Origin of the sequence: Phocaeicola sp. RTP21198st1_B8_RTP21198_201120 (assembly GCF_040929485.1) — a bacterium.
Lineage (GTDB): Bacteria > Bacteroidota > Bacteroidia > Bacteroidales > Bacteroidaceae > Phocaeicola > Phocaeicola dorei.
Genome location: NZ_JBCOCI010000409.1, coordinates 659 through 1246, shown reverse-complemented (window position 1 = coordinate 1246; position 588 = coordinate 659). Strand labels below are relative to the sequence as shown.

The following is a 588-nucleotide window of genomic DNA, read 5'->3' as shown; positions in this document are numbered from 1 at the left end:
GCTTCTTTTGCAGATTAGTCACCAACGTACGCTTCTCTTTTTCCTGCTCTTCCAACTTCACCTTTTCGCTCTCACGTTCTTGCAGCAGGTTCTCTTTGGCGGCTTTCACTTGCTGACGTTCCGCTTTCTTCTTGCGTATCTGCTCCTGTTTCTTTAGGATTTCTTCCCCTTGCAGACGTTGATAAGTGGCATATTCACGGACATATCGCATACGCCGATAAGTCTGCCCCAGATTCTTTGCCGAAAAAATAAACATGAGCTTCTCCTCTATCGACTTATTCTTATACAAGTACTGGACAGAAGCTTCATATTTCTTCTTTTTATCTTTCAAATCCTTCTCCAACCCGTGCAACTGGCGCTCCAATGAAGCCAACTCACGCTGGATAGCCTCCACATCATTGTTGATAGCCATGATATAGCGTTTCCGCTCTTCAATCTGTCCGGTCAACACAGCCAGACTATTCAACTGGCTTCCCACATCTTTCTTTGTATCCTTCAATATAGATTCCGATTCGGCAATCTGTTTTTGCAGCGCACCGCGTTTACTTTCCAGCTCACGAATCAACTTGTTCGATTGAGCGAAAAGAG

The 588-nt window shown here is 44.7% G+C and carries 1 pseudogene; it reads right to left on the bottom strand.

What is annotated here, in order from left to right:
• Positions 1–588: pseudogene (locus tag AB5935_RS26790) on the bottom strand (murein hydrolase activator EnvC); the annotation flags it as partial.